The following is a 23,380-nucleotide window of genomic DNA, read 5'->3' on the forward strand; positions in this document are numbered from 1 at the left end:
GTTAAAAATACATTAACCATATTATTTCATTAAAAAATATATATAATTTTTTAATATACCTTGACAGATGAGGTATATAAATATATAATAAAGCTATAAATTGGAAATTAACCAAATATATTGATAGGAGTGAGGGTATGTCTATAGCTTCAGATATCATAAGAGGTCATACAGAAACTATCATTTTAGCTCACTTAGCCGAAAAAGATAGCTATGGCTACGAAATTAATAAGTCCATTAAAGAAAAAACAAATAATCAATATGAATTAAAGGAGGCAACTTTATATTCCGCTTTTAGACGCCTTGAACAAGGGGCTTTAATAACATCTTATTGGGGCGACGAAACTACAGGAGCAAGAAGAAAATACTACTCTATAACTTCCCTGGGAAGAATCTCTTTAAATCAAAATAAAAGAGATTGGAATGAAGCTAAAGAATTGATTGATAAATTAATAAATGGAGGTAATGAAAATGATTGAAAAATTACGAAAAAATGTAGAAGATTTATTTGAAGCTGCACCAAAGACTCATAGAGCTTATGAATTAAAGGAAGAGCTTTTATCTAACCTAATAGATAAATATAATGACTTAGTATCTTCTGGCAAAAGCGAAGAAGAAGCTTTTAAAAGTGTTATGTCTGGCATTGGAGACGTTGATGAATTAATAAAAGGTTTAAAAGATCAAGATGTTTTAAATTACGAAGAAATTCAGAAACGTCGTGAAAAAAGTGCATTAGTTTTATCTGTTTCTGTAGGCTTATATATCATGAGTGTAGTTGTACTACTAATATTTAATGAAGTTTTTCAAGTAAATGAAGTTATAAGCGTAAGTCTTATGCTTACAATTGATGCTATTGCTACTGGACTTATCATATACAATGCAGCTTCTCGTTCTAAATATATAAAAGCTGATGATACTTTAGTAGAAGAGTTCAAAGAATGGAAATCTACTACCAACAAAGAAAAGGAACTGATTAAATCTATAAAATCAATAGTGTGGCTTATAATCTTAGCTCTTTATTTCATTATTAGTTTCACTTTTGGGATTTGGGCATTCTCATGGGTAATATTTATCATAGGAGCGGCTGTAGAAAAAGTTATAACATTAAGCTTTGAATTGAGGAAATATAAAAATGAATAAACGTATTATAAAGATATTAATATCAATATGGTTAATCATTGCTCTTTTCCTTTCAGCTGCTTTAATTTATGGCATTGTTTATGCTAGATCAAATGGAGGTATATTCGACATTATAGCCTTTAATATTGGTCCCCTTAAAATTCAAAAGGAGGAGACTTTATCTATAGAAAATTGTAATGAAATAAAATTAGACTTTTCTAGTGAGGATATAATTATCTACTCAACAGATGATCCTAAATTAAAAGTTGTTCAGAAATCCAGCAATAAGCTTAAAGAAAATGAAAAATTCACTGTTAATACTGAAAACAATAAAATAAGTATTGGAAAAGCTAAAGCTAGTAGAAATATAAATATATTATTTTTCGGGTACAATAGAAGATTAATTGAATTATACATTCCTAAAAATTATTTAAAAGATTTAGATATAAATTTAAGTTCTGGTGACATTGTCTTTGATTCTGATATTAATTTAAATAATTTCAAGTGTCACCAAAGCTCTGGAGATTTTAATGCAAAAAATTTAAAAGTAAACTCTTATAATATACGAACTTCCTCTGGTGATATAGATATAAATAATCTTTGGGGTACTGGAGAAGTTTTAGTAACATCAGGCGATATAAAAATTGCCTATAAAGATATAAGTGAATATACTAAGGTTACTACAACCTCTGGTGACATAAAATTAACTATTCCATTAAACTTAAGTTTTGAGTTTCATGGACAATGTACCTCAGGTGATATAAACTCAAATTTTCAATTAAATTATGAAAATAAAAGAGGAACTAAGGCAAATGCTAAGGTTGGAAATGGACCTTATAAAAAGATAGATGTAACTACTACTTCTGGAGATATAAAAATACAACAGTAGCTATAATGCAGCTTATTGTATGTTAAAATCCCGACAAAATTTAGTCCACTTTTCATATACCCCATTTAAATTTAATTTCTTTAATTTTAAAATTATTATGTATATCAAAATAAAATAGCACTATAACCCTGTTAAATTAATAATTATCCTGTTAATATTTTATTTATATTCCATCTCAAATATTTCTTGCATATAATATACGTATATAGGGTATACTGCTTTATATGAAAATGAAGGGGTGGATTTTATGAATATTGTAAAATACTTTTTAAATGAGAATTATAGAGAAATACAAAATAGACATTATACTAATGAAATTTGCGAAAAATTCTATAACCATGAAAATCAGCAAGAAGAAATATTTAATTCTGCTCTTACTAGTATGAACAGAAATCATAATATCTATGAAGAAAATGCTTAATGCTGCCAGGTGCTAATCCATTATCCAGTTCGTTTAGCCAAAATAAATATCCGTATGCTGGATTCAAATCATTGCAGAGTTTTAGTGCCTTTTCTAAATACTCTTTAATCACAATCTGTTCTCCATTCCAGCTAGCTCTTCCCCTTTCAGACTTATAGAATAATATAAAAAACAGATTGCTCTTAGAATAAAGAGTAATCTGTTTTCTGCTGTCTTTTTCAAAAGGTAGCCTCCTATTTGGTACATCATTTAACTTGCTCTTCAAAAACTATCTTTCTCTTCGCCATTCCACTGCTAATATCCATATTTTCTAAAACACCTGAAAATTCAATATCTATCAAGCTGTTTTTTAATAAGTTACTAAAATAATCATGTCTATTTGCAGCGTATAAAATATCTGACAGGTTAGTTTTTATATGATTTTCAAGTAATTTTATCCATATTTTCAAAATCTTCTTATTACCTTTTGTTAATACTGCCTTATAGTCAATTACATTTTCAATTCCAAGTATTATTTCATCCAGCATGCTTATTGATATATAACTTTCTTTATCAAGAAAGAGCCTTTCGGATATTCTTTCCTTAATGAAATCCAATCTTTTAAAAGCATCACAGCAATCACATTCTTTTAGCAAGAATCTTCCAATGTCTCCTGTCCTATATCTTATAAGAGGCATACCTTCTCTTTTTAAAGTAGTAAAAACAATTTCTCCATATTCGCCTTCTCTTACATCCTCCCCTGTTATTGGATCTACGATTTCAGTGTATAAATCCACTTCTCTCATGTGATATCCATTTACAGCCCTACAGCTAACTCCCCCGCCATATCCCATTTCAGTCATACCATAATGAATAAATACATGGCATTTAAAGGCATTTTCAATAATTTTGTTCATAAATTTTGAAATATGGTCTGCACTTAGTAGAATGCTGCTTAAAGTAATATCCTTATATTCTTCGCAATTATTTTTAAGTTTTGCAAGATAGTACACCTGAATAGGTATCCCAACAATACAATCAACCTTTTCCTCTTTAATACACTTTAAGACATCAAATGGATCACGAACAGGTCCATATATGATGCTTTCACAGCCTGCCTTTGAAAGTGCTTCTTCTAGAAGCTTTCCTATACTTGAAGGAGTTCCCCCTGACATTAAAATCAAAACTTTTTGCCCTTCACTTACCAGGTTAAGCATTCCATATCTGAAAAATTCCACTGTAGAGTTGAGATCATTTGAAGTGAAAAATATTCTTTTAGGCTTTTCCGTAGTACCTGAGGTGTTTAGAGTTACAACTCTTTCAATTTCACTAGGTGGAACAGCTAAAAAATCATGTGGATTTTTACTAATATCCTTTGCGGTTGTAAAAGGAAGCTTCTTAAAGCTGCTAAAATCTTTTATATCCTCGCTTTTAAAGTTTTCTAATTTTTCACTATAAAATCTGCTGTTTTTAGCTTTATTTATGACTTCTTTTATTTTTTGCAATTGATATACAGCTAAATCTTCACAGGTTAATTTTAAATTTGCTTCCTTTGAAATAACATCTTCCATCCATTGTTCATATTGAGTATTATACATATTATCACTCCATAATTTAGTCTACAGATTTTTAACATTTATTGCTTCTACTGAAATTTGGTCTTCTTGAAATTTTATAATATTAATACACCCGTAATCCTGTTTTATATTAAAAATATAATCTAAATCTTTATTTAATAGCTTACAAAGAAGTGCTCTTATAAAACCTGCATGGGTACATATTACAACGTTATTATTTGTTGACTTAACTATATTATAAAATACTTCAACTGCTCTTTCTTGGCACTGGGTAAAAGATTCTCCTTTAGGTGGAGCAAAGGATACGATGTTTTCTCCTCTTTTTTTAAATTGCTCCGGTTCTCTTTTTTTGATTTCTTCAAAAGTTAAGCCATCCCATTCTCCCATATTTATTTCCCTTAAACTTTCTAAAAATACAACTTTTCTTTGTGGAAAAACTATATTTATTGTGCTTTTGCATCTTATAAGATCACTGCTGTATATATGCTCTATTGATTTATCTCTAAAAGCCAAATGTAATTTTGCAGCATCCAGCAGCCCATTTTGTGAGAGTTTACAGTCAGTATACCCTAAATATCTTTTTTCTTTTCCGTACTCTGTTTCTCCATGCCTTATAAGGTATATATATCTCTTCAAGGCTTCACCTCAACATTTCTACCCTTTTTCCAATAACTTCTTCAATTTTTTCTTTTATCTTTTTTGCATCTGATAATTTATTATTAACCTCATCGAAAACAGCCGGTACATTTTTATATCGGACTAGTGCTTCCTTAAATCTTTCTTCAAGAGTAACATATTCAGTCCCTTTTATAAGTTTATCGCAAATATATACTATTTCCTTTTCTCCTATTAACTCGTTGGTACCAAGCTTCATATGCTGACTTACTATTTCTTTTAAACATCCGTAGCCAAAATCTTCAAGAATCTCTGCTCCTTTTTTTGCATGTGCTTTTTCCCCCTTAGCAACATCATGAAGAAGAGCCCCTGAATATATAGCATTTTCATTTAATCTATAACCATTTTTATTAAGTTCCTGTGCTACCTTCAAAGTGTATTTAGAAACTGCCTTCATGTGAGCTGCAGCATCACTTCTTACCTTACAAAGTTTCAAAATTTCTATACACTCATTTTCATCTGGATATGGATCTTTTGAAACATGTTCTAGCAATACTTCAAAATCTTCTTTTGTATCCATATCCAAGAGAATTCCTCTATCTGCAACCTTCTCATAATTCCAGTATTCTTTGTGATTATTTAAAATCTCTCTTAAACCTTCTTTAGGATCACTATTTAATATTTCCTCTGAGAAACAGTAAGACATTAATACAGGATGACCTTTTTCCTCTGAAAATGTTGGAAATAGGATTCCTTTTCCTATTTTCTCAAAGCTATTCATCATCTTTTTAATGGTGTGACTTTTTACAACTGGTATGTCAGCAGGTAATATAAAGAAGGCCTCTGTGTCTCCTGGGAGGGCTATAACTCCAGCTTTAATTGATGAATACATTCCTCTATCATAATCCTTATTAAATACTACCTGACATCTATCACTGCACTGACTTTTTATAAGTTCATTTAAGTGCCCTGTAACTACTATGATATTATGTACTCCGCATCTCTTAAAAAGATCAATATCTCTTGATATTGGTGTTTTACCATACATGTCCATAAGCGGCTTAAAGCTACCCATTCTTGAAGAATATCCTGCAGCTAAAATTATGGCAGAGTATTTTTTCATAGTTTCTGCTCTTTTCTTACTTTAATAAGTTCTGCAGCAATTGAAATAGCTATCTCTTCTGGTGTTTCTGCACCAATTTCAAGTCCTATTGGATTATGAACCATATTAAAATCCCCACGAGTAAAACCTTCAGCCTTAAGTGCAGAAAATACAGCCTCCCTTTTTCTTTTGCTTCCTATCATCCCAATGTAATATGCATCTGTTTTAAGAGCTTGCTTCAGTACTGTTAAATCAAAAAGATGTCCTCTTGTTAAAATTACTATATAACTATTACTATTTATAGAAATGTTTCTAAAACAATTTTCAAAGGATTTTGGATTTATTATTTCATCAGCTAATGGAAATCTTTCGTAATTTGCATAATCTTCTCTGTCATCAACAACTATAGTCATAAAATCTATTCCCTTAGCTAGCTTGGCTAGACTTTGTGAAATATGTCCAGCTCCAAATAGAAATAATCTTGGCGTACTGAATATTGGTTCTACAACTATAATTGAACTTTTTTCTCCTACTATGAAAATGTATCTATTTTTTATGTGCTTTACATATTCTTTTATATTCTCTATTTCTATATCAGGAAATACATTATTTTTGTCATAATAATAATTGTTGTTTTTGCCATCTTTATTATATTTTCTTATTATAAATGCTTCTTTACCCTGCTCAATAGCTTTAAGTGCTTTTTCGTATATCTGAACATCTTTAATACTTTTCCCATCTACATATTCCATAACTACACTTACATCTCCGCCACAGTACATGCCAATTCCTTGGTTTTCAGTTTCCAGCAATCTATAATCTTTGAGCCTAGTGTGTTTTGTTTCAAAAATTTCTTTTGCTTCCTCAATTACTAATGCCTCTATTTTTCCTCCGCCTACAGTTCCAATAATAGAACCATCTTTTTTAACAATCATCTTTGCACCAAAGGCCCTTGGAGCAGAACCTTGACTTTCATAAATTGAAGCCAATACAAAGCTTTCATTATTTTTTAAAAGTTCAATTCTCTCTTCAAAATACTCTTTCAAGCTATTTACCTCCAATCCTATCTATATAAACTTGTATTATTACATGATGTAACATTGTAGGCACAAAAAGGTATTAAATTTCCTTCTTGACTTACTACATGAATACAGCAATCCTTTAGTCTTTCAATATCAAGATTCCATGCATCTTGGAATGCCATGGCAGAAACAGTGAAAAATCCGTTTTGTAATTTTAGTGCTAGCTCTTCAAAGGAATTTTTAGGTGGTTTATATTTTTCTATCTTTGCAGCAGACCAGTTCTTTTTTACAAACTTGATATTTTTATTTGCTCCCTCTTTACCACTTTCAACACAGCGGCAATTGTTTGTTTTGCTGACAGAAATTATTTTTTCATCAGCATAAATATAATTGGCATGGAAAGAACAATAGGAATTCTCACATCCCGATGGAGCAAAATCTTCAAATTTTATAACATGATTACTTTGCTCCACAATCTCATTCATTAATTCAGGCAAAGTAATTCTATCTGAATCTTGTGGAATATCAGGAATTCTTCCAAAATAGCTTACGGGCTGAAAATGTACTCCTCTAACTGCTGGAGAATTCTTAAGTCCAAAATCTATAATACTCCATAAGGAGTTATCATTAATATTAGGTACAACTGTACAAACTAGCACTACTCCAATTCCTAATTTTCTGCTGTTTTCTATTGCTTTTATTTTTTCATTTATTATATTTTTACCCCTAAGCTTTGATAAGATCTCTCCATCTAATCCATCAAACTGTAAAAATATTGATTTAAGTCCTGCTTCTTTTAGCTTTCTATAATAATCTATATCACCAAGTCTTATTCCATTGGTATTCAGCTGAATAAAGTCAAAGCCCATTTTTGAAGCTAGTTCAATTACTTCTGGCAGATCATCTCTAACAGTAGGTTCTCCCCCTGATATTTGAAGATTTTTATACCCTTGTGCCTTAATTATTCTGCTGTACCATATTTCTATTGTTTTTATATCTGGGTCTTCACAAGAACCCTTTGCATCTGCAAAGCAAAATTTGCAGTTCAAGTTACACCTAGAAGTAACCTCAACAAGTGCTGTACAAGTATTCTGACGATGTTCACCGCATAATCCACAATCATGTGGGCAGCCTTTTGCAACCTTTGTATATGGAATTTCAGGATGTGCTGGAGTTTTTTTTCTTAACCAGCTTTCATAGGTCGGATTTCCTCTCCATACTACCGTTTCAAAATGACCGTGTTCTTCACAGTCCTTCACTAGATAATAATCCTCAGCCTTTTTTACTATATTTGCAGCAAGTGTTTTCAAACACACTGGACATATGCTTTCAGTGTTTTTTATTATAGACCTCATATTCTTATCCTCTCAATCTATACTATAATTTTATATATACCCATAATCTTGTAGGATACTATTTATTTTATTGTATGATTTTTGTATTATACTGCCGCATCTTGTAGGATAAACTTCATGTTCATTAATATCCTTAAGAACATCTACACTTACAATATCTACGCACTCTGTTCCTTCAAACTCTTCCTCAAACCAATCAGTAAATTCTTTAATCATCTTTTTTAAGTTATCATCTTTAAGCTCTGCACCTTCACCTTTTCCAGCATACATTCCAAGAATACATGCTCCAGCAGTTACAACACCACAAGTTTTTCCTAAATTCCCAACGCCTCCACAAAGTGCAGCCATTGCTTTTACAGCAGGTACATTTTCCAAATTATTTTCTTTAAGATAAAAAATCATCATTATCTGGCTGCAGCAGTATCCTGCACTTGCAAGTCTAAAAATTTCAAAAGCATCTGCTCCCATTTTATCCCCCCGTTATTTTTTTCTTAAAATCATCAAGAAATATCCTGGTCTACATAGTGAAAGTATCTGTTGAAAATTTCCACAAGATGAAGATGTACTACAAGTTGCTATTCCCCAAAACCTAGACATAGAACCATATTTAAATATTATTTTTACCATGAGGCTTTTTAGAAGCTCTGTACACTCTTCAAAATAAACCATTTCAAATCCTGAGTTTAAAGCAAAATTTTTCAGTTTCTCAATATTTAATAAACCTCTCATACAGCTATTAATGTTGCTTTCCTGTAATTCATCTACATATTCTGGTCTTCTTGCATATACATCTGAAATTATAAAAAATCCTTCTGATTTCAATACCCTTTCAGCTTCTAACACTACCTTCTTCCAATCATCCATAAGAGACATAGTACATTCAGCAAAAACACCACTAAAGAAGGATTCTTCAAAAGAGAGTTCTTCACCTTTTCCCTGGCTTATTTTAATATTCTCATATTTACTTTTACCAAGTTCTAATAGTTTCTCTGATGGGTCAATTCCAAAGGAATCATAATTATAAACTTTATTTAGTCTATTAACCGTTTCTCCAATTCCACAGCCAATGTCTAGAATCTTGTCCTTTTGTTTAAAATTACAAACTTTAATTGCTTTATCCGTAAGAAGAAAGCCTCCTGGCCTTAAGGTATCCCCTGTTACCTTTCGCATATCTCCATTTTCGTAAACATTACAACTTTTCATTTGTCCTCCAAACTCTTCTCAACTTCAAGCATTTTTCCTTCAGCAAGTTCTTCTGTAATAAGGACATTTTTGCAGGTGGGGCATTCTAATAGTTCAATTTCAAAATTTCCTCCAAGATATACAGCCTTTACAGGTCCTTCTTTTAGCGGTCCTCCACACTTCGAACAAAACCATTCACATTTTGAATTTTTATCCTGCTCCATATTACACCCCCGCAACATCCATTCTATGGCTATATGCATTAATTATTTTATAACCCTCTTCTGTCTTTTCATATTCTACCCAAAAGGTTATATTGATAACTCTATTAAATGCTAAAATATGGCTATTATTTGGATTATAGAAGCTATTTTTAGTTTTTTCAGCATTATATATTACTCCTTTTATATCGCTGTCTAAAATAAGCTGTTCTTCCATTTTATCTCGTAGATTTTGGTCTAAAATTATTTTTATATCATCATGTTCACTATTTATTTCCATTTTTTCACCCCATAAGGTCTCAAGCATGTATTTTTTCATCCTAAGACGATTTACACGTCTTTCAGACAAGGTTGGTACATTCATTTCAGAAATTTCATTCTTATCATTTCCAAATAAAATGTCTAAAATATGATAAGATTTCTTACCATTTAAAACAAATAAGTCTCTGCACATTGCACAATATACAAGGAAATCATTTTCGCTGTCCTTTATTCTATCCTTGGAGACCTCTCTTGAAAACTGCTTGTTTGAAAAGAATACATTTCCCCCAAATCCGCAGCATTTAGTTGTTTCCTTTGTATAATGTGGTTCTTCTATTTTATAATCTAAATTTTCAGCAATTTTTCTGATACTCTCATGGATTTCCTTTTCTTCTCTTGTTGTACAGGCATCATGAACCATTAAGGTTTTTCCATTCCCTCTTTTAGCCTCTTCTGGAATTCCTTCTTCAAGGAAGATTTCCCACAGAGACCTTATTCTACTGTTTTTAAGTCCCTTACTAAAATTATTAAAACATGTTGAGCAAGCTGTTATTACAATTGGATTTCCCATCTTTTCAAGGTTTTCCTGGATTTTTCCCATAGTAGAATCAAACAATTCCTTTTGTCCTGCCCAATCAGCTGGTGCACCACAGCAGCCTAAATATAATCCTACACTGCCAGGAAGTTTCTCAGTTAAATAAACATAGGTTTTAACAACCTCTTCTGAGTAGCTGGCACTTAATTGACATCCTGGGAAAAATATATAGGTACTTTTATCATGATTCGATTCATGCTTAACAAGTTCAAAATATTCGCTATTTGTAAATTTCATGTCCTTCAAAGCAAAATCATGAGCTGATAATGGCATCTTACCCTTTTCTACCATACTCTGTCTTGTTTCTTTAATAATATCCGCCATATTAATGGAAGATGGGCAAACGGAGCCGCAAAGTCCACACATAGTACAAGAGTTTATTGTCTTGTTTGCATAATGGTTACCAAGAATAATTCTTTCATTTTGGTTTATTGTTCTAATATAAGCTTTAGGGTCAAGCTTTACTGTTTGAAGGTGCTTGCAGGCTTTTACACATTTATGGCATTCACACTGTATACACCTTGAAGCCTCAGCTACTGCTTCTTCTTTTGAATAAACCCTGGAATGCTTTATTCTATGCGGTTTTTCTATATAATCATAGCTCATTAAGAGTTTGCTTTCATATGGACCCTCATTTGTTCTAAGTGCAGTTAAGGATTTTTCATTTACAAATCTATCTATTGATACTGCTGCACACCTTCCTGTAAAAACTGATTGAATTATAGAATTACATTTGCTAATTATCTTACCGCCAACAAAAATATTTTCCCTTTCAGTCTGGAGAGTTGCTGGATCAACATTGAATTCTCTACTCCAATTACCTGTTCCAATATATATTGCTCCAAATTCATTAGAAATATTATCTAAATCTTCCTCAGTTATTGGATTACTTAATCTTATTTCAATTCCTTGCTTTTCTAGCTCACTTATCTCTTCCTGAATTGTATTTGAATCTAGCTTGTGGTCAGTAATATTTAAAAGTGATCCTCCTGCAGTAGCTTCTTTTTCAAAAATAACAACCTTATATCCCTTTTGATTTAGATCAAAAGCACAGGTTAGTCCGCTTATTCCGCCACCAATAACTGCTATCTTCTTGTTATTTTTAGGTATTGGAAGTACTTTAATCTTTGCTTTTTTTCCATAGGTAACAACTGCTCTTTCAAGCTCATGAATAGCTATTGCCTCCCCATCCTTTGAAATTACGCAGTGTTTCTCACAAGGGTGATCACATATCATTCCAATTAAATTAACTAGAGGAATCCTTTTTTTAATTATTCTATATGCTTCTTCAAAGTTTTCTTTTTTAACTTCTCCTATAAATGCCTTTACATCTACGTGTATCGGACATTCAGTGATACAGGCTGGAGGATTATCATTTATACACTTATCCTGAATTGAAAGAAGTTTTTCTAGATCCATATATTCTCCTCCTTTTGTTTTAATAAGAAACCTAAAATGAATATATATGTTTCATTTTAGGTTTCAATTTTATTTGAACATAAATTTTAAGACATTAATTCTTATTTGTTTAACATTTTAAGTCCTTCTAAAACTTTCTCAGGATATGCAGGAAGTTTAGTAATCCTTACTCTACAAGCATCATATATTGCATTTATAATAGCTGCATGAGGAGCAGAAAGAGGCATCTCTCCAGCACCTGCTGCACCATAAGGTCCAAGTGGTCTTGGAGTTTCTTGATATAGTAAAGTGATATCGTCAGTTACATCCTTAATCTGTGGTATACCGCATTTAGTAAGTGTAGTATGCTTCTTCAAATCTTCAAAGTCTTCATAAAGTGCAAGACCTATTCCTTGAACAAGGCCACCTAAGATTTGTCCGTCTACTACAAGTCTGTTAATTATAGTTCCTACATCAGAAACAATTGTAAGCTTAGTTACTTTAGTTTTTCCAGTTTTTAAATCAACTTCTACTTCAGCAAGTAAAACTCCATACATATAAACTGGGAATGGATTTCCCTGTCCTGTTTCAACATTACAGTCAGTACATGGTGCTGTCCATTTGCCATCATATTTAAGAGGTTTATTTTCAGCTACCATTTCTTCATAGGTTCTATAAGTTCCGTCCTCTTTCTTCATAGCATCTAATAGGTTTTCACAGGCTACTCTTGTAGCATTTCCAGTAAGAACATTTGATCTACTTCCACCCGCAGGACCACTGTTAGGAGTAAAGTTCATATCATTTAGAATTAATTTTATATCTTCAGGTTTGTAACCTGCTTTTCTTAAGGTTTCATGTGCCATAGCAAGAGATCCCATATCAGCACCTTGTCCATGATCTTCCCATGAGTTTCCTATGGTCACGCCATCTTTAGTAATTTCTGCCCAAGCTTCTGATGAATCAGCACCATCAAGTCCGCAGCCATATATAAGAAGTGATATACCTGCACCATGTTTTACATCTTCACTTGTTTTATTAAAGCTTGCTGCATCTACCTTAGCTTTTTCATAATATGGTTTTATTTTATCTAGTAAGCCTTCAAGACAATATACATCTGGCTTACATCCATTAGGAGTTACATCTCCCTCTTGATAAATATTTTTATATCTGAATTCAAGAGGATCCATCCCAATTTTAGCAGCCATTTCATCTACTAAAACTTCTGATGCAAATAAGCTTTGTGGAGACCCATATCCTCTAAATGCGGAACCCCATGCATGATTTGTAGCAACAGTTCTTCCTGCTCCTCTTATATTGTCAATTCTATATCCAGCCCCCATGAATTGTGATCCTCTCATAGTAACTAGGTCACCAAATTCGCAGTATGGTCCATGATCAACTGACCAATCTGTTTCTAAAGCTTGAATCTTGCCATCTTTATCAGCACCCATCTTAAGATGCATAAAGAATGGTGATCTCTTTCCAGTATATGTGATTTGTTGGAACATATTAAACTCAAGGTAAACTGGCTTTCCTGTATCAAGGGCAGCAACACCAAGTAATGCTTCAATAGTTGGACTAAATTTATATCCAAAAGTACCACCAGTTGGATTCTGAACAATGGCAATTTTATCTACAGGTAATCCTACACCATCAGCTATCATTAAAGCATGGAAATGAAGAGCAACGCTTTTTGAATGAATTATAAGCTTACCATTTTCATCTAAATACGCAAATCCAACATCTGGCTCAATAGGAAGATGAGGTTGTCTACCTACATAAAAATCATCTTCTACCACATATTCAAGCTTTTCCATTAATGGTTCTGTATCTTCCCCTTTTACAACCTTTGTTTCAAAATATATATTAGGTGTACCAGGGTGGATTTCTATTGCATCTTCAGCCATAGCTGCAGGAGCACTCATATATGCAGGAAGTTCTTCAATCTCAACTACAACCTTTTTAGCTGCTTCTTCTGCATTTCTTGGAGTATCAGCAAGTACCATAGCAATGGCATCACCAAATTGGAATATTTTTTTATCGTTCAATATTGGTCTTTCAAGTCCATCACCTTTGTTAGATGGGAATGCTAAACCATTTATTCTATTAGTTCCTTTTACGTCCTTATAAGTTAAAACTCTATATACACCTGGCATTTTTTCTGCTTCTGATGTATCAATTGATATTATATTGGCATGTGAAACTGTTGCTTGAACAAGTTTTATGTGTAGTGTATTCTCTGGAAGTCTTAATCCTAAATCTGCTCCAAATTCCCATGTTCCTGTTACCTTTGCACAGGCACTTGGTCTTATGGTTTTTGTTCCTAATATACTTGCTCCTTCAGGAAGTTTTACCCATAGGTCTTCTTTTTTGATTTCGCCCCTGATAAGTCTTGCAGCCTCCATTACAGCATCCACTAGTGGTTGATAGCCTGTACATCTACAGACATTTCTATTAGCTTGGAACCATTGTCTTACTTCTTCTCTAGTAGGATTAGTGTTCTTATCTAAAAGAGCTTTGGCAGTAACTATAAAACCTGGAGTACAGAAACCGCATTGTGCAGCACCATGAACCATCCAAGCAATTTGAAGAGGATGAAGATTGTCTTTAGTACCAAGTCCTTCAACTGTTAAAATTTCTGCACCATCTGGTACCCTTTTCATTCTTGTTATACATGACTTAACAACTTTACCATTCATAATTACATTACAAGCTCCACATTCACCTTTGCCGCAGCCTACCTTAGTACCTGTAAGAAATAACTGTTTTCTTAGTACATCCGCAAGAGATACTTCAGGATCACAAACAATTGATTTTTCATTAGAGTTTATATTTAGAACTAACTTTAACATTTTAACTCCCCTTTCGTTTGTTTAACTTTGTTTACTGAACTTTGCACTACAGAAATTATCACTTTTGATTATTTGCTTTCTAAAAGTGAGAGGAAAATAGTATTACTTACCAAAACCACATTTTGGAAAAGTACATACAGGGCAATTAAGACACAAACCTCCATGTCCCAATTTTTTTATATCTTCCTTTTTAATAACTTCACCAGTTAAAATTCTAGGCAAGACAAGATCAAATATTGTTACATCATGATACATAACACATCCAGGAAGCCCCAAAATAGGTATGTTATTTTTATAAGCTATTAAAAACATTGAACCTGGTAATACAGGTGCTCCATAAGATATTATATTTGCACCTGATTCTTTTACACTAGCAGGAGTAACATCATCAGGATCTACTGACATTCCGCCAGTAATAATAATCATTTCTGCGCCATTTTGGAGCAAATCATCTATAGCATCAACAATCATAGGAATGCTATCTGTAGCAAATATCTGCTTAATAACTTCACTACCAACCTGAACAAGCTTTTGTTTAATAACAGGTCCAAATTTGTCTTCAATTCTCCCACTGTATACCTCACTGCCTGTTGTAATGATACCTGCTCTAACCCTCTTCAAATTATCAATCCAAATAATAGGTCCACTTTGTTTACATATTTCTTCAATATTCTGAATCTTTTCTTCATCAATTATAAGTGGTATTATTCTTGTTCCTGCAACTGTGCTTCCTTCATCAACAATAATATTCTTATTTAAAGTAGCAACAATTGCTTCGTCTGTACTATTTATTTTTTCTAGAGCTTCAGTATTTATTCTCAGCAAACCTTTACAAGCAGCTTTAAGGCTTACCTTCCCTTCATTAGGTTCAGTAAGATATATTCCTTTACCAGTTACTGCTTTTGCTATCCTCTCTCCTGCCTCATTTTCATGAAGCATTTCATCATTTACTTCCCAAACATAAATGTTTCTTTTTCCAATATTAAGTAACCTAGGTATATCCTCTTCCTTAATAATATGGCCTTTTTTAAATGCAACACCTTTGAATTTACCTGGAATGATTTCAGTTATATCATGACATAACATCATTCCCACTGCCTTTTCAACTGGAACAGCAATCATTCTCATTCCTCCCACCGTCATTAAAACTAGAAGACATAATTAATCGTTTGCGATAATTTATCCATTATTAATACAACTATAGAAAAAAACCTCCTTATATTTGTTTTTAAATATAAGGAGCATATTTTGTGCCAAAATTAATATCCTACTTCAAATGGCAGTGTTGCTTAAGAGGAGTTCTATTTATAATGTTAAGTAATTTTTCCCTTTTAAAAATACGTTCTGTTTCGATACGTTTTTCACTCTAAACCCCGTTCTATTTCAGAACTGCGTTCTATTATAGAACGGTCTAAATGATATTTCTCCATTTTCCTATATAAAGTATTTCTGCCAATGTTTAAAACTTTTGCTGCTAAAGTAAGATTGCCTTTTGAATCATTAATAATTCTCATAATGTGTTGCTTTTCTATTGCATCCAAGCTAAGATCTGGAGTAAAACTATCATAAGTTTCTTGAATTCTAATAGTTTTCTCACTAAATTCTAATCTAATTTCTTCAGAATTTATCATTAGTTCCACTACATTTTCAAGTTCTCTAACGTTACCGGGCCAATCATATTCTATAAGATATCTCATGTGCTCTTCTGTAAGCTTAATTTCTTTTTTATTTAACTTTTCAGAAGTTTTTTTCATATAGTAATTAATAAGTTCCTCTATGTCATCTTTACGTTCTCTAAGAGGAGGTAAATATATAGGTAGCACATGCAGCCTGTAATAAAGATCCTTTCTAAAGTTTCCTCTTTCAATTTCCTTTTTCAAATCCTTATTGGTTGCTGCAATTATTCTTACATCGATAGGGATTGTTTTTGAACTTCCTATTCTAGTTATTTTTCCCTCTTCAATAACTCTCAATAGTTTTGTTTGCATATCTATTGGCATTTCTCCTATTTCATCAAGAAATATGGTGCCCCCCTCTGCAATTTCAAATTTCCCTGCATTTCCACCTTTCTTTGCTCCCGTAAAGGAGCCATCTTCATATCCGAACAATTCCGATTCAATTAAGGTTCTAGGTATAGCACCACAATTTAATGCTATAAATGCCTCATTTTTTCGATTGCTATAGTTATGGATTGCCTGTGCAAATACCTCTTTACCTGTTCCACTTTCTCCTGTAATAAGAACCGTTGATCTGCTGCTAGCTATTTTCTTAGCATAATCTATAGTTTGCATAAGATTTTTATTTTTTCCTATTACCTCGTCAAAGGTATAGACAGCCTGCCCACCTAAAATTTTACCTGCTATTTTTCTGCTAAATTTAAGTTCATTGATTAATAGTGTTATTTCATGAAGCTTCATAGATGAATCATAAATTGGGTATATTGTAAGAGTGTACTGAAGTTTATTCCATCTACCTTTAATGTAAGTATCCTCATTTATCACATTCACATTGTCATCTATTCTACTTTCTATATCACTCCAATTTTCAATAAAGTCATATATTTTCATTTTTCTTATATCTAATTCACTATATCCTAAAATTCTGATTACTTGCTTGTTCATTGAGATAATATTTCCCATCATATCGCAGGTTAAAATTCCTGATGAAATAGAGTGAAAAGTAGTTTCAAGTCTTTTATTTGAAAGCTGAAGCATTTTATTATATTTATTTATTTGAAGCATTTTTTCTATAGCATTTGCAGCGGCCACAACCATTCCTAAAGTATGCTTATGAACATTTCCTACATACCCTGTTAAATCAATTATTCCAATAGTGCTTCCAAAGGAATCTCTTATAGGAGCAGCACAACATGTCCATTTATGATATACACTAATAAAATGTTCCTCTCCCGAAATCTGAACTGGTACTTTTTCTGATATGGCAACGCTCATTGCATTAGTACCAATATGAATTTCATCCATATATGCACCTTTAATCATTTTTAACTTTTCTGCTTCGCTTAGTATATTTTCATCTCCAATAGAATTTAATATACATCCTTCTGAATCACATAATAATGAAAAAAAACCTGATCCTTTTACAAAATCATACAAATGGTTCATAAATGGAGCAGCTATTTGTATTAGTTCCTTATTTATATCCAGTACCTGCTTTAGTTCTTCACCTTCTATTATTTTTGAGCTAAATGGATTATCCTGTACAATTCCTTTGGAAATGCATCTTTCATGAGACAACTGAACCAGTTTATTCAAGATTCCTTCCTCCTTCACCTTCCTTGTAAAAACAGAAGATATATCTTTTATAACCTATCTATTATTCACATTTATAAGAAATCGTTTTCATTTTTCGTGAAACATTCTTATTTTATAACTAATCTTATATTTGATTCAATTATAACTTATGAACCATTATGTAATCAATATATGCTTATGTTGTAAAATAATACACCGATGCTAATTAAGGATATAGAGATATTTAAATTATAGAAAAGCTTTTTAGATAAAATAAAAAAACAGATCTCTCTTAAAATTAAGAGTTATCTGTTTTTTTATTATTCCTCATAATGTCCTTTACAGCCAATTATATAGATTGCTTCGTTACCAATTCTATATATTAACCTATCTTTGTCTGTTATTCTTCTGCTCCAATATCCTGTTAAATGATGTCTCAAGGGCTCCGGTTTCCCCATTCCTTCATAACCATTTCGTTCAATATCTTTTATAAGCTCATTTATTTTTTTTAGTATTTTTTTATCTTCTATTTGCCATTGGGTATACTCTTGCCATGCGAAATCCGAAAACACCTTATTCATTAGTCATTCCTTCTAATTCTTCGGTTGACTTTTTTACTATCTCGCCACGTTCAATCTGCTTTCTGCTTTCAACCAAACGGTCATAGTATTTTTTATTGCTCATAATATAAAGATTTTCCATAAGATTATTGTATTCATCTTGAGAAATCATAACAACATTCTTGTTATCTTTTCTAGTTATAATAATAGTTTCATAGTCATCATTTACCTTATCACAATAGGTTTTAAAATTTTCACGCATATTTGTAAAATTCACAGCTAACATTCTATCACCCCTTATTGTACATTATTCTGTACTTATTATTGTACATTATTATTATATGCAAATCAAGAGGTTATAATACTATATGTTAAATATCTTATCATTATGAATATCTAGTTCCATTCTCAGTTATATATATCAGAGAATTCTATATTTGTTTTTTCAATACAACTTCCACTTTTAACACTAATATATGTAATATCATTAGAAACTTCACCGCCTACTAATTTACATGGAATATATATAATAAATTCAGTTCCATAGCCCTCCTTACTTTTTACTGATATTGTTCCATCATGTAGTTCTACTAGATATTTCACAATCGAAAGCCCTAGTCCACTTCCCTCATGATCCCTTGCAAGAGATTTGTCAACTTGTATAAAACGTTCAAATATAGAATTTAGTTTATCTGCTGGAATTCCTCTTCCGGTATCTTTTACCCTTATGCAAATGTTTTCAATACCGTCCTCTATATTAACCATAATATTGCCACCACAAGGAGTAAACTTTACTGCATTTGATAATAGATTTAAAATAATTCTCTCAATTTTTTCTGGATCACAGGCAATAATTTTTTCCTCTACCTCTGTATCAAATATTAATGATAATCCTTTATTTTCTATATAATCAGCTACAGAAGTAGTTATATCTTCTACGAGAGAAATTATATCACTATTAATTTCATTAATATCTAAATAACCTGAATCTATTTTTGTTATGTCAATTAAATTATTAACCAATCTCAAAAGGCGATAACAATTTTGTTTCATTATCTTTGTATATTTAAATATATCTGCGTATGCATTTGGGAATTCACAGTCTTTTAGTCTAAGCTCATGTACCTGTAGAGCAGAGAAAATAACATTGATTGGAGTCCTTAACTCATGAGAAATATTTGAAAAAAACTCTATTATAATCCTATCATATTCCTTAATCTCATTTAACCTTTTTCTTTCTTCATCAACGTTTTTTTGTAATTCTTCCATATGTTTTCTTTCAGTTATATCTATGGCTACTCTCATAAACAACTTATGTCCATCCTGCAATTTTCCAATATATGCTGAATAAAAATCCCAAATTCGAAAATTTCCATCCCTTGTTCTTATAGAGTATTCGCCATCATTTTGTCTTTTCTCCAAATTAAACAGTCTGTTTACAGTAGTACGCTCTAAGTCTTCAAAAAATACATCTGATATTTTTGCCAATTCAGAGGTTGTTGGAATATCCTTAATTGTATATCCTGTAATATCTGTCCATGTTCTATTTAACTTTTTTATTTTTCCATCCTCAGTATATAACATTACAGGTAGCGGAGCTTCCTCTAAAGAATACCGGAATTGTCTTTCACTTTCTTTTAACGCTTCCTCAGTTTTGGTGCGCTCAGCAATTTCTTCTTCTAGTATAATATTGAATTCTTTTAGTTCCTCAGTTATCTCTTCTAGTTGTTGCGTTCTCTCCAGCACCTTGTTTTCCAAATCAGTATTCACTTTTATCAATTCTTCGTTAAATTTCTTCATTTCATCATGAGATTTTTTGAATTCAAGCTGAAGGGCACGAAGTTTTAGCTGTGTCTCAATACGAGTAAAAACTTCTCTATCATTAAATGGCATAGTTATATAATCAACACCCCCAACAGTGAATACTTTATCCTTGTCAATAGTCTCGTAGCATTCACTAATAAAAATAATAGGGATGTCCTTAAGATTCTCATCAGCTTTTAGAATCTCACAAACATGATATCCATCTATATCAGGTATATTAATATTAAGCAAAATCACATCAGGTGCCATTTCCCTTACAGACTGCAATGCTAATTCACCACTTAATGCATTTCTGACATTATATCCTCTTTGCTTAAGTATCCTCATCAACATTTTAACGTTGAAGGAAAAATCATCTACAATAAGTATATTATCCATTACTTACCGCTCCATTTTAGAATATTTTAACCAAAAATCAACTCATACTTTTGACCTAAAAATCAGCATAGTAGCTGTCTGGTTCATATGACCAATAAATTCTTCACCATAAGTTGAGAAACCTATGGTGGGAATATTACTAAATATTTCACCATACTGCTTTTCAAAATTTTTTTTCTCCAATTCAAGTGTACGCTCTATACACTGAAAATTTATGATACCATCAATTCTTCCAAATTCATTTATTTTATTTTCAACAGCTTTCTTAGTATCTTCAACTATATTTGTAGCCTGTAGCAGTCTGACTTCCATGCCCTCAAGTATATTGCAATAAAATAATATACTTGTCCCCTTTGTTTGTTGGGGACTTCTTATGAATATATCATTTTCTCCAACTAATAAACCCACGGGATTGGTATTAAAGTATTTTGGAGCATCTTCAATGGAAGCCGCCCCTACTGCATCTGCGTAAGTCAAAATAGCAGGCTTGTTATTAAACTCAATGACTTCTCTAGCTTCTTCATTAACCTTATTTGCAGTAAATATTTGATCCAAAGCTTTGAAGCTTTGTGTTTTAATAATACTAAATTCAGCATTATCGTTTATTTTCAACATTATAAGAGCTGCTGAATCTGTGTATGCCTTTCCATTTGCACAAACATACGTTTTTAAAAATTTAAGATCATCTCCTGCAGACCCACCAACAAAAAAAACATTAGTCCTATTACCGATTAAATCCATAAGCTTTTCTTCTTTTCTACTTACACCATCAATTAAAACTATACCAACAAATTTTGTTGCATCCATTGTATATAAACTCTCATTAAAGTATTTCTCAAAAGATGTAAATGCTGCTTCTAAGCTTAGATTTTCTTTCATATGTTCAATTACTTCCACTTTAGCATCAGAAACAATATTTGAATTAATAGCCATAGCTACAACAGAATTTTTCAATAATTCTCCACTTACTATTTCTCCAGCAGTAGAACATCCCACTACTATGCAATCCTCAAAGGCTTCTTGTAGCAGATTACTCAACTTATCTTGGTCAAAATTAGAGGAAGCGAAGAATACTAATAACTTTGCATTGCAACGATTTAACTGACTTTTAATATCTAATACAACTTCTTCTTCTAAGGATTTTGTTGAAAACACAGATTTTATATTTTCTTCCATTTTTCTTACATTAAATTGTTTAGCAATGTTAAGAAGTTTTTCAATAATTTCCGGGTCATCAGCGGAGTAACTATCAAATTTATTGGGATTCAGTCCTTTGAGAATTAATTTGGCTATAGTCATTTCTCTAATGGCCGGATTGCCTTTAGCCCGTTCTTCAATAATCTGATTGATCATTTCCTTTATTTTACCAGCCAAAATAATCATTTCCTTTCTTTATATTCCCATCCTTGAGTTTTGGCTTTAGAATTTAATTTGTTTTATATTAAAAAATAAAATTTCTGTTCCTAATAGTATTAATTTTTCGTACTAAAATATAACATTATTATAACATATAATTCCTATTATTTACTTAATTTTCATTAAATAATTAAATTATTTGTGACATCTGTTTTAATCACTTTTTTCAACTTCCTTCTTGATTATTTATTTTGATATAACTAAAATGGAAATAATACATAATAAGATAATGGGAGAAAGTATAAAATGAAGAAGCTATTTAAAATATTATCAATAATATTTACAATTATTATTTTAATAGTTATTGGAGGATACACTTTTATGCAGCAGCCACAGTTTGGGAAAAATCCTGAGGGAGAACGGTTAAAAATAATCCAGAACTCCCCTAATTATAAAAATGGTGCTTTTCAAAATCTTCCGGAGGCTTCCGAGCCTAGAGAAGCTATTAGTCTATCTACAAAACTTAACGATTTTTTCTTTAATAAAAGTAAAAGAAATAAGCCCTCTTCTACTCTTCCATCTGAAAAAACTGATTTAAAGAGTATAAAACCAACAGAAAATGTTATGATTTGGTTCGGACATTCATCATACTTTTTGCATATTGACGGTAAAAAAATTCTGATTGATCCTGTACTAAGTGAAAGCGCCTCTCCTGTAAAATTCTTTAATAAGAGTTACGAGGGCAGCAATATATACACTGTTGATGATATTCCTGATATAGATTATCTTCTAATTTCCCATGATCATTATGATCATTTGGATTATGATACTGTTACCAAATTAAAACCTAAAATTAAAAAAGTTATTACAGGTCTTGGAGTAGGTTCTCATTTAGAATATTGGGGATATGATAAAAACACTATAATAGAAAAGGATTGGAATGAAACTGCAGTTTTAGATGATGGATTTGAAATCACTGCTACTCCAGCAAAGCACCGTTCTGGAAGAGATTTAAAATCAAATCAAACCTTATGGGTGTCCTTTGTTATTAAAACACCTAATGAAAAAATTTTCTATAGTGGAGATTCAGGCTATGGTGCTCACTTTTCTGATATAGGTAATTCTTATGGACCTTTCGATTTAGCACTTATGGAGTGTGGTCAGTATAGTAAGTATTGGCCAAATTCTCACATGACTCCAGAGCAAGTAGTTCAAGCTACACTAGATCTAGAAGCAAAAAAACTAATGCCTGGACATTGGTCAAAATTCTCACTTTCCATACATGATTGGGATGAACCAATCATCAAAGTTATAAAGGAAAGTAAGAATAAAAGCCTACCAATGCTGTATCCAATGCTCGGTCAAAAAGTTGATGTAAAAGAAACTGCTACTTCTGTAGCTTGGTGGGAAAAGGTTAAATAGA

21 protein-coding genes are annotated in these 23,380 nt (G+C 31.8%); 5 read left to right on the forward strand and 16 right to left on the reverse strand.

What is annotated here, in order from left to right; translation table 11 throughout:
• The first annotated feature begins 137 nt into the window (after nucleotides 1–137).
• From CLHOM_RS14620 to CLHOM_RS18405, 4 genes are all read left to right on the forward strand, one after another.
• On the forward strand, nucleotides 138–479 hold the full coding sequence (locus CLHOM_RS14620) for a PadR family transcriptional regulator (protein WP_052222422.1): 342 nt from the start codon (nucleotides 138–140) through the stop codon (nucleotides 477–479).
• Entirely contained in the window at nucleotides 472–1,140 is a 669-nt protein-coding gene (locus CLHOM_RS14625) for a permease prefix domain 1-containing protein (protein ID WP_052222423.1), read from the forward strand. Before CLHOM_RS14620 ends, CLHOM_RS14625 begins: the two co-directional genes overlap by 8 nt.
• Entirely contained in the window at nucleotides 1,133–2,008 is an 876-nt protein-coding gene (locus CLHOM_RS14630) for a DUF4097 family beta strand repeat-containing protein (protein WP_052222424.1), read from the forward strand. Before CLHOM_RS14625 ends, CLHOM_RS14630 begins: the two co-directional genes overlap by 8 nt.
• Before the next feature lie 247 nt (nucleotides 2,009–2,255).
• Nucleotides 2,256–2,429, forward strand: coding sequence for a hypothetical protein (locus CLHOM_RS18405; protein WP_161803230.1), 174 nt, complete (start codon nucleotides 2,256–2,258; stop codon nucleotides 2,427–2,429).
• Nucleotides 2,430–2,674: 245 nt separating this feature from the next.
• Here the strand turns inward: CLHOM_RS18405 and CLHOM_RS14635 are convergent, their stop codons facing one another.
• From CLHOM_RS14635 to CLHOM_RS14710, 16 genes are all read right to left on the reverse strand, one after another.
• On the reverse strand, nucleotides 2,675–4,006 hold the full coding sequence (locus CLHOM_RS14635; RefSeq protein ID WP_052222425.1) for a DVU_1553 family AMP-dependent CoA ligase: 1,332 nt from the start codon (nucleotides 4,004–4,006) through the stop codon (nucleotides 2,675–2,677).
• Nucleotides 4,007–4,027: 21 nt separating this feature from the next.
• Nucleotides 4,028–4,621, reverse strand: coding sequence for a histidine phosphatase family protein (locus tag CLHOM_RS14640; protein ID WP_052222426.1), 594 nt, complete (start codon nucleotides 4,619–4,621; stop codon nucleotides 4,028–4,030).
• 4 nt (nucleotides 4,622–4,625) lie between these two features.
• Complete coding sequence (locus CLHOM_RS14645; protein WP_052222427.1) at nucleotides 4,626–5,723, reverse strand: DVU_1551 family NTP transferase; 1,098 nt, start codon at nucleotides 5,721–5,723, stop codon at nucleotides 4,626–4,628.
• Complete coding sequence (locus CLHOM_RS14650) at nucleotides 5,720–6,748, reverse strand: XdhC family aldehyde oxidoreductase maturation factor (RefSeq protein ID WP_052222428.1); 1,029 nt, start codon at nucleotides 6,746–6,748, stop codon at nucleotides 5,720–5,722. Before CLHOM_RS14650 ends, CLHOM_RS14645 begins: the two co-directional genes overlap by 4 nt.
• A 17-nt stretch (nucleotides 6,749–6,765) precedes the next feature.
• On the reverse strand, nucleotides 6,766–8,079 hold the full coding sequence (gene trsS, locus CLHOM_RS14655; RefSeq protein ID WP_052222429.1) for a radical SAM (seleno)protein TrsS: 1,314 nt from the start codon (nucleotides 8,077–8,079) through the stop codon (nucleotides 6,766–6,768).
• A 30-nt stretch (nucleotides 8,080–8,109) separates the two neighbouring features.
• A complete protein-coding gene (locus tag CLHOM_RS14660; protein ID WP_052222430.1) occupies nucleotides 8,110–8,547 on the reverse strand; it encodes a DVU_1555 family C-GCAxxG-C-C protein in 438 nt (145 codons plus the stop codon).
• A 12-nt stretch (nucleotides 8,548–8,559) separates the two neighbouring features.
• Entirely contained in the window at nucleotides 8,560–9,282 is a 723-nt protein-coding gene (trsM, locus tag CLHOM_RS14665; RefSeq protein ID WP_052222431.1) for a DVU_1556 family methyltransferase, read from the reverse strand.
• On the reverse strand, nucleotides 9,279–9,485 hold the full coding sequence (locus tag CLHOM_RS14670) for a DVU_1557 family redox protein (protein WP_052222432.1): 207 nt from the start codon (nucleotides 9,483–9,485) through the stop codon (nucleotides 9,279–9,281). Before CLHOM_RS14670 ends, trsM begins: the two co-directional genes overlap by 4 nt.
• A 1-nt stretch (nucleotide 9,486) precedes the next feature.
• On the reverse strand, nucleotides 9,487–11,757 hold the full coding sequence (locus tag CLHOM_RS14675) for a pyridine nucleotide-disulfide oxidoreductase/dicluster-binding protein (RefSeq protein ID WP_052222433.1): 2,271 nt from the start codon (nucleotides 11,755–11,757) through the stop codon (nucleotides 9,487–9,489).
• Between the two features lie 101 nt (nucleotides 11,758–11,858).
• Nucleotides 11,859–14,588: a molybdopterin-dependent aldehyde oxidoreductase gene (locus CLHOM_RS14680; RefSeq protein WP_052222434.1), complete on the reverse strand. Its 2,730-nt coding sequence runs from the start codon at nucleotides 14,586–14,588 to the stop codon at nucleotides 11,859–11,861.
• Nucleotides 14,589–14,690: 102 nt separating this feature from the next.
• Nucleotides 14,691–15,710, reverse strand: a complete 1,020-nt coding sequence (locus CLHOM_RS14685; protein ID WP_052222435.1) for a molybdopterin-binding protein — start codon at nucleotides 15,708–15,710, stop codon at nucleotides 14,691–14,693.
• A 239-nt stretch (nucleotides 15,711–15,949) separates the two neighbouring features.
• Complete coding sequence (locus CLHOM_RS14690; RefSeq protein WP_052222436.1) at nucleotides 15,950–17,878, reverse strand: sigma-54-dependent Fis family transcriptional regulator; 1,929 nt, start codon at nucleotides 17,876–17,878, stop codon at nucleotides 15,950–15,952.
• A gap of 281 nt (nucleotides 17,879–18,159) precedes the next feature.
• Nucleotides 18,160–18,420 (reverse strand): Txe/YoeB family addiction module toxin, encoded by a 261-nt coding sequence (locus CLHOM_RS14695; RefSeq protein ID WP_052222437.1) that lies wholly within the window; start codon nucleotides 18,418–18,420, stop codon nucleotides 18,160–18,162.
• Nucleotides 18,413–18,685: a type II toxin-antitoxin system Phd/YefM family antitoxin gene (locus CLHOM_RS14700; RefSeq protein WP_052222438.1), complete on the reverse strand. Its 273-nt coding sequence runs from the start codon at nucleotides 18,683–18,685 to the stop codon at nucleotides 18,413–18,415. Before CLHOM_RS14700 ends, CLHOM_RS14695 begins: the two co-directional genes overlap by 8 nt.
• Nucleotides 18,686–18,807: 122 nt before the next feature.
• Complete coding sequence (locus tag CLHOM_RS14705) at nucleotides 18,808–20,601, reverse strand: ATP-binding response regulator (protein WP_052222439.1); 1,794 nt, start codon at nucleotides 20,599–20,601, stop codon at nucleotides 18,808–18,810.
• A 42-nt stretch (nucleotides 20,602–20,643) separates the two neighbouring features.
• The gene (locus CLHOM_RS14710) at nucleotides 20,644–21,975 is read right to left on the reverse strand and encodes an FIST signal transduction protein (protein ID WP_052222440.1); all 1,332 of its coding nucleotides are present in this window, start codon (nucleotides 21,973–21,975) and stop codon (nucleotides 20,644–20,646) included.
• A gap of 288 nt (nucleotides 21,976–22,263) precedes the next feature.
• Here CLHOM_RS14710 and CLHOM_RS14715 point away from each other — a divergent pair, with 288 nt between their 5' ends.
• The gene (locus CLHOM_RS14715; protein WP_052222442.1) at nucleotides 22,264–23,379 is read left to right on the forward strand and encodes an MBL fold metallo-hydrolase; all 1,116 of its coding nucleotides are present in this window, start codon (nucleotides 22,264–22,266) and stop codon (nucleotides 23,377–23,379) included.
• Nucleotide 23,380: the final 1 nt, after the last annotated feature.

This window comes from Clostridium homopropionicum DSM 5847 (assembly GCF_001263795.1).
In the GTDB taxonomy this organism is placed as follows: Bacteria; Bacillota; Clostridia; order Clostridiales; family Clostridiaceae; genus Clostridium_H; species Clostridium_H homopropionicum.

Bases quoted from the DNA above. Each gene is read 5' to 3' on its own strand.
- CLHOM_RS14620 (WP_052222422.1), top strand. From the start codon at position 138: ATGTCTATAGCTTCAGATATCATAAGAGGTCATACAGAAACTATCATT.
- CLHOM_RS14625 (WP_052222423.1), top strand. From the start codon at position 472: ATGATTGAAAAATTACGAAAAAATGTAGAAGATTTATTTGAAGCTGCA.
- CLHOM_RS14630 (WP_052222424.1), top strand. From the start codon at position 1,133: ATGAATAAACGTATTATAAAGATATTAATATCAATATGGTTAATCATT.
- CLHOM_RS18405 (WP_161803230.1), top strand. From the start codon at position 2,256: ATGAATATTGTAAAATACTTTTTAAATGAGAATTATAGAGAAATACAA.
- CLHOM_RS14635 (WP_052222425.1), bottom strand. From the start codon at position 4,006: ATGTATAATACTCAATATGAACAATGGATGGAAGATGTTATTTCAAAG.
- CLHOM_RS14645 (WP_052222427.1), bottom strand. From the start codon at position 5,723: ATGAAAAAATACTCTGCCATAATTTTAGCTGCAGGATATTCTTCAAGA.
- trsS (WP_052222429.1), bottom strand. From the start codon at position 8,079: ATGAGGTCTATAATAAAAAACACTGAAAGCATATGTCCAGTGTGTTTG.
- CLHOM_RS14660 (WP_052222430.1), bottom strand. From the start codon at position 8,547: ATGGGAGCAGATGCTTTTGAAATTTTTAGACTTGCAAGTGCAGGATAC.
- trsM (WP_052222431.1), bottom strand. From the start codon at position 9,282: ATGAAAAGTTGTAATGTTTACGAAAATGGAGATATGCGAAAGGTAACA.
- CLHOM_RS14670 (WP_052222432.1), bottom strand. From the start codon at position 9,485: ATGGAGCAGGATAAAAATTCAAAATGTGAATGGTTTTGTTCGAAGTGT.
- CLHOM_RS14675 (WP_052222433.1), bottom strand. From the start codon at position 11,757: ATGGATCTAGAAAAACTTCTTTCAATTCAGGATAAGTGTATAAATGAT.
- CLHOM_RS14680 (WP_052222434.1), bottom strand. From the start codon at position 14,588: ATGTTAAAGTTAGTTCTAAATATAAACTCTAATGAAAAATCAATTGTT.
- CLHOM_RS14685 (WP_052222435.1), bottom strand. From the start codon at position 15,710: ATGATTGCTGTTCCAGTTGAAAAGGCAGTGGGAATGATGTTATGTCAT.
- CLHOM_RS14695 (WP_052222437.1), bottom strand. From the start codon at position 18,420: ATGAATAAGGTGTTTTCGGATTTCGCATGGCAAGAGTATACCCAATGG.
- CLHOM_RS14700 (WP_052222438.1), bottom strand. From the start codon at position 18,685: ATGTTAGCTGTGAATTTTACAAATATGCGTGAAAATTTTAAAACCTAT.
- CLHOM_RS14705 (WP_052222439.1), bottom strand. From the start codon at position 20,601: ATGGATAATATACTTATTGTAGATGATTTTTCCTTCAACGTTAAAATG.
- CLHOM_RS14715 (WP_052222442.1), top strand. From the start codon at position 22,264: ATGAAGAAGCTATTTAAAATATTATCAATAATATTTACAATTATTATT.